Source organism: Protofrankia sp. CiP3 (assembly GCF_917627345.1).
GTDB lineage: Bacteria > Actinomycetota > Actinomycetes > Frankiales > Frankiaceae > Protofrankia.
In genome coordinates, this window is the sequence record NZ_CAKJTM010000177.1 from 1 (window position 1) to 5,800 (window position 5,800).

The 5,800-nt window shown below is 73.3% G+C and carries 5 protein-coding genes; all 5 read right to left on the minus strand.

Features of this window, described 5'->3' with window-relative positions; genetic code table 11:
- On the minus strand, positions 1-455 hold a 455-nt coding region (locus MJ797_RS25555; protein ID WP_239342120.1), incomplete at its 3' end, for a hypothetical protein.
- Positions 452-1,603, minus strand: a complete 1,152-nt coding sequence (locus tag MJ797_RS25560) for a MoxR family ATPase (protein WP_239342122.1) — start codon at positions 1,601-1,603, stop codon at positions 452-454. The genes MJ797_RS25560 and MJ797_RS25555, both read right to left, overlap by 4 nt.
- Positions 1,600-3,285: a hypothetical protein gene (locus MJ797_RS25565; protein ID WP_239342124.1), complete on the minus strand. Its 1,686-nt coding sequence runs from the start codon at positions 3,283-3,285 to the stop codon at positions 1,600-1,602. The genes MJ797_RS25560 and MJ797_RS25565 overlap by 4 nt, the downstream gene beginning before the upstream one ends.
- 520 nt (positions 3,286-3,805) lie before the next feature.
- Positions 3,806-4,492, minus strand: coding sequence for a procyclic acidic repetitive family protein (locus tag MJ797_RS25570; protein WP_239342126.1), 687 nt, complete (start codon positions 4,490-4,492; stop codon positions 3,806-3,808).
- A 441-nt stretch (positions 4,493-4,933) separates the two neighbouring features.
- On the minus strand, positions 4,934-5,800 hold an 867-nt coding region (locus tag MJ797_RS25575; protein ID WP_239342128.1), incomplete at its 5' end, for a transposase.

Below are 5,800 nucleotides of genomic sequence, written 5' to 3' on the forward strand. Positions count from 1 at the left end.
GGCCGGCACCGCGGCTCCGCCGGCGCGGCGTCGCGCGGGCGCGACCGGCCGGTCGGTGAGCGGTCGGCGGCCAGCCGGCTGACGACCACGTCACGGAAGGCCGACCGGCGGGCCAGCACGCGGACCAGGCCGGGGACGGCGTCCGCCCAGGCCAGCCGGAACGTCGGACTCGCGTCGACCACGAGCGCGAGATCCCACGGCGCCTCGGCCGGCCGGCCGGACGCGAACGCCCGCGGATCGCGCGTCAGCAGCCGTAAGGCGTCCGCCTTCTCGTCGCGGCCGGTCGGCCCGGGCGTCTGGACGGGTTCGGACAGCGGACGTAGGGCGCGGTCGAACAGCGCCTCGTTCCGGATCGCCGGCGGCAGGTCGACGTGTAGTGGTCGCCTCCCATACCGCAGCGGCGGTTTGTCGGAGATCTCGCCGCCGGAGACGACGCTGTCCGGCCGTCGCGTCACGACAGCCCCGCAACGAACCCGCCCGGTGCAGGGCCCGCCGCACCCCAGACGGCGTCCAGCGTCCGCGCCCCGTCCTCGTCGAGGAGCCCCTGGGTCGCCAGGTGGGCCGCCTCCAGCAGGCGGTCCACCGTCGGTCGGCCGTCGGGGTCCCGGGTCTTCTCGAACCGGTCCACCAGGTCGGCGGCCCAGGGCGCCGACCCGAACAGGTGCCGCAACAGCTTCCGCAGGTCCTCGTCGGACGACTCGGGCGGCTGGACGTGCACGCAGCGCCGCCGGAAGGCGGACGAGAAGGCCCGGTCGCCGTTGCTGGTGATCACGATGACCGGGAACTCGGCGCACTGGATGACACCGCCGGTGAGGGCGGTGAACCGGCCCGGGTCGTCCACCGCTACCGCCACGGGACCGTCGGACGTCGGCAGCCCGGCGAGCTCGGGCACGACGGCCCTGCCGCCCTCGATCACTTCGAGCAGGTCGTCGGGCAGCTCGTAGCCGCTTCGGTCGAGTCGGTCGATCAGCAGCACCCTGGGGCGAGGCCGCGGGAGAAGCGCCGTGCCCAGCGGCCCCAGGCGGACGAAGCTGGGCGCCGGCTGCTGGGATGCCGCCCGGCGCTCGGCGACCTGCTCCCGCAGGGAGCGGCGGACCCCGGCGAGTCCGGCGGCCTCGGCGGCCACCCCACGCAGCCGCAGCGCGGCACCGATCGCGTCGTACTCGTACACGCCGTCACGCACCGTGGACCTGCTGTTCGGGAACCACCGCAGGACACGCCCCAAGCGTAGCTCACGGGCGATCAGATGCGCGAGCCCGCCGCCCACCACGCCGTCCGGATCGGTCACCAGAATCGGTCGCCGCAGTGCCAGCGCGACGTTGACCGCCCGGATCTGGTCGGGCCCGAGGAGGGCCGCGGCGACAGTCCGGCGGTGCGCGGCCAGCGGGTCGTCGTCCTCCGACGGCGGCGGCGGCACGTCGGCCGGCGCGCCGAACCGCCGCCAGGCGGGCGCAGCCGGCCAGGGGCGGTCGACGTCCGCCGGAGCACCGGAGCCGCGGAACAGCCACCAGCCGGGAGCACCCGGTCCGCCGCCGCCGACCTGACGCGACTCCTCCGGCTCCGCACCGCCGACCTGACGCGGCTCCCGCTCCTCGCCGCTCATCCGGGCTTCGCCGGCAGCGGTGCGCCCGCCGCAGCCTCGTCGGGTCGACCAGGCGAGACCGCGGTGCCTGCGGACCGGTTCCCGGCTTCGAGCGCGGCCCGCGCGACCGCGTCGCGGCGCAGGTCGTCCCACAGCAGCGTCGCCAGGCAGCGCACCGGTACGTGCTCGTCCCCGCCGGCACCGACTGCCGCGGCGAGCCGATGCCGGAGACGGCTGAGGTTCTCCTCCCGGAACCGACCGGGAAGAGTCTCCGGATCGGGCGCGGCCGACCAGGCCTCGTCCGCCGGGAGGCCCTGGCCGGTGAGGAGCGCCAGCAGCGCCCGGTCGGTCTGCCGGTGCACGTCGTCGTCCTGCCACGCCACGATTCCGAGACCTTCCCGCAGCACGTGGACGAGCTCCCGGGCGGCCACCGAGCCCGGGACCGGTGGCCCGGAGAGCACCACCGCGGTCACGTTCTCGTTCGCTGCCAGCTCGAACTCCTTGAGCTCCGAGGCCCGCACCGCGACGATCCGCGGCCGGCCCGATCCGGTGAGTGCGGCCCACCGCCGCCGCTGGCGCGACGAGGGCGCCCGGCGCAGCGCCCGTTCGAGGCTGCGGGCGACCACGGTGTGATCCTCGATCAGAAGCCGTGGACCGCCCTCGAACGTCCGCCGCCACCCCGCGACGGGAAGAAACAGCTGGGTGACCGGCAGGAAGATCTCCACGGCCAGCCACGCGGGCAGGTCGACGGGCGTCTCCGCGTCGATGATCTCCTCCGCGGCCGTGACGACCCCGGCGGCGAACTCCTCGAAAAGCGGTGCGCGGACCGCCGCCGCGCCGAGGTCGCGCACCCCGCCGGCCGGCCCCTGTAACCGCCAGGACACCGTGTGGTCGTCGGGCGTCGGCCCGTCCGGATGGAAGCGCAGGGAGAGCACATAGCTCCCCTGGCCAGTTACCCCTCCCCGGGCTTCCTGGGCGCCGACGACCGCGCGGCTCAGCGCGCCACACAGCTGCTCGGGACGACGTTCCCAGGGGAACGGGAACGCCGCTCCGTCGCGCCGGTGGGCCTCGGCCCGCAGCCACACGTCGGTTCGCACGGACGTCTCCGGGCTCAGCACGCTCGCGCACCCGAGAAGGAAGACCGTGTGCGCGGACAGCTTCCCCGGCTCGGGCGCGCGGCTCGCCGTCCACAGGAAGAGGTCCCACGCGTCCCGGCAGTGCCGGGGTGGGGGCATCGGGTGGCAGGCGTCGCGGAAGGCTCCGGCGACCCGCCGCACGGGTACGCCGGTCAGATCCCGTCGCAGCAGCTCCCAGGCAGTGCCCGCCTCGTCGGCGGTCCGTCCGGCCTCCCACTCGTCACGCAGCCGCAGGAGCTGGTCGACGACCAGCGAGTCGGGACGCAGGTCGGCGACCGCGTCGACCAGGCTCAACAGCCCGTTCTCGAACTCGTCCGGACTGTCGTCGGACGCGTCGGACCCAACCGGAAGGCAGGCGCCGACGAACTCGAACCACCAGTCGCGGCCGACCTCGGTACGGCGGGGGTAGATTCTCCGCCCGGACCGCTGCTCGAAGCGGCTGACCAGCGCCTGCCACGCCAAGGGGCTGCGCAGGTCGAAACTGTTGTCCAGGCAGTTGACGACCTCGAAGGCGACGTCGGACCGGAGCGCGCCGCGAAGGGACGACGACGGATCGCGGTCTGTCACGATTCCCCCGGATGGTCGCGACGCGTTCGACAACGCGCGAATCCGGCGACCCGACGCGTCGATGCTGTTCGGTGCACCGAATGCGCTATTTGGCGTCAGCGTAACCGCTGCGCCGCGGGTCGGACGTCGCTTTCGCCGGCGGCCGGCCGACCGCGGCAGTCGTGATGCCGTCAATGACCGGTGGAATGCGGCCACCGGGGCGAAGCTGGCCACCGGTCAGCGCTTGGCGTCGACCGGGCGCGACGGCGCAACGGTACGGAGCACGGCCGGCGACGACGACCGGGCCGTGGCCGCCACCCGGGGCCTCCCCGCAGCACGGCCGGCATCGCCGGTGCCCCGGTACGTTCGCCTGCGCATCTCGCCCCCTGCCAAGGGCATCCGGAAGCCCCCGATGCGGAACCACACCGGCCGGCGCCTGCGCCGGCGGGCATCCCCGAAGTGTCCTCTCGACACCGCCAATGATGCAACATGCGACGGCATCAGGACGCACCGGGGCCGGAGCATCGCTGCCTCGCCCCGATCAGCGGCCCCGTCCGGAGGCAAAGACGGGGTTGGCGGGGAACCTGGCCGAGGCCGCGGCGAGGACGCGCCGCCGGCCATCCGCAACCAGGCCCCGAACGAACAGCCGGGAAACCTCCGCCCAGAAGGTCACGGCGTCCACGCCCCCGGTGGGTATCCGCTCGACCGGCACCCCGGCTGCCTCCAGCAGCAGTGACGCTTCGACGTCCCGACCGAATGCCAACGCGAGCTCGCGGATCTCGGCGGTCCGCAGCGCCAGCTCCGGCTCCGGCTCCGGCCCCGGCACCGCCACCGGCGACGGTTCTGGGAGCCGGCTGGGCGAGCACGGCACCTCCGGTTCCGGCTCCCGGCCGCCGCGTCCGCCGTCCCGCCCGTCGCCGAGGAGAGTGCTGACGAGGCGCGCGACCGCGAGCGCCTGCCGCGAGCCGGGAAGCAGGTCCGTGACCGCACGAGACAGGGCCGTCAGACCGCCTGTCTCCGCCGCGAGCTCTTCCACCAGCGCGCCGAACCACAGGTACTCGACGTCGTACTCGGTCAGGTAGAGGCGGCGATCCGGACCGAGACGAAGGGCGATCCGCTCCTGCAGCCGCTGCCGGCCAGGTCGGCCGGAAAGGCCCGGCGCGCCGGCGAGGAGACGCACGAGCCGCTGGTCGGCGGCCTCGGAATCCGGCGCCTCTCCCGCTGACATCCGAACCTCCCCGCAGCCGGAACAGCGGACCACCTGCAGCGTGACGCTCCGGTACACGCCTTCGGGGCCCACCCGTACTGATGATCCCTCAGTTCTCAGCGTAGTATTCCGGCGCGATTTCTGTGATCAGTTGTGCAAAGCGCCGAACCGCGCGTGCCCAGCGCACCACTCCACGGGTGATCGACGCCCCTGCTGGTGCGCTCGACCTGGTGCCGGTCCCCGTCGACCCTGCGCCTGGATCTATCCAGGACACCGCCGGGAACAACGAAAGCCCCGATCAATACCGCCCTGGCCGCCCTGTCGCCCAGCTACCGGACCACGCCGCGGACGTCCGCCGGGAACGCCACCGGCGCGCCGAAACCCGGACTTCGTTGCCGTCCCCCTCGCGATGACCGATCTGCGGAGACCGTGCGAAGCTCGAACCATGGTGGGTCTTCGAAGTTAAGCGGGGTTGAGGTGTCCGCGGGTTCGGCGGGTGGTTGCGCAGCGTGTTCGTAGGCGTTGGTTGGTGGGGTTGCGGTAGCCGTAGGCGTTGCGGGCGTCAAGTTTGACGACGCGGTTGTAGCCCTCGCTGGCGGCGTTGGTGATCCCGGTGTGGAGGAACGCCTCGATGTAGGGCCACCAGGTGCTGACCGTGGTGGCGAGGCGTTCGAGTTCGGGGATGGCGGTGTTGGCGCACCAGGTGTAGAACCTGGTGAGCCGGTGGGCGATCGTGGTGCGGTCGGGGTGGGTGCGGGCCAGCGCGAGCAGCGCGCGTAGCTCCTCCTTTCCGATCCAGGCGGCCAGGATCGTCTGCCCGGGTTCACCGAGATCGACCAGGGTGTTCCATAGTTTCGCGAGTTGGTGGTCGGTGAGGTTCTCGCGGTTGCGGCGTAGCAGGCCGCGGATCTGCCACTCGGGGTCGCCGGTGCGGCCGCGCCGGCCTCGGGTCGTGGTGGTGACTCGGCGGCGGATCTCCTCGAGGGTGTCGTTCGCGAGCTTCACCACGTGGAAGTGGTCGACGACGAGGGTGGCGTGGGGCAGGTAGCGGCGGATCGCGGCGACGAACACGGTGCACATGTCGATCGCGACGTAACGGATCCGGTCGCGCCAGGCTGTGGGTTGGCTGGCCAGCCAGTAGGAGACGTCGTCGGCGGTGCGACCCTCGACCTGACCGAGCATGCCCTGCCCGCCGTGCAGGTCGGTGAAGCCGACGTGCCACCGGTCGGCGAGCACCCGGGCTTTCGCTGGCTCGCCCCCTGTGGGGGGTTCGACGTCCTCGGGCTCGCTGGCGGCGGGGCTGGGGGGCGTCGCCGTGGGGCTCTCGGC